Origin of the sequence: Microbacterium sp. P26, from assembly GCF_023712585.1 — a bacterium.
Classification (GTDB): Bacteria; Actinomycetota; Actinomycetes; order Actinomycetales; family Microbacteriaceae; genus Microbacterium; species Microbacterium algihabitans_A.
The window spans coordinates 1-255 of the sequence record NZ_JAMAXZ010000041.1 but is presented as its reverse complement, the minus strand read 5'-3'; the positions used below and the strand labels follow the sequence as shown (position 1 = coordinate 255).

At 54.1% G+C, this 255-nt stretch carries 1 rRNA gene; it reads right to left on the bottom strand.

Annotated features, from left to right (window positions below):
* Nucleotides 1-255, bottom strand: a 16S ribosomal RNA gene (locus tag M3667_RS17225); the annotation flags it as partial.

Genomic DNA, 255 nt, shown 5'->3' with positions numbered 1-255 from the left:
TTGGGCCACCGGCTTCAGGTGTTACCGACTTTCATGACTTGACGGGCGGTGTGTACAAGACCCGGGAACGTATTCACCGCAGCGTTGCTGATCTGCGATTACTAGCGACTCCGACTTCATGAGGTCGAGTTGCAGACCTCAATCCGAACTGGGACCGGCTTTTTGGGATTCGCTCCACCTCACGGTATTGCAGCCCTTTGTACCGGCCATTGTAGCATGCGTGAAGCCCAAGACATAAGGGGCATGATGATTTGA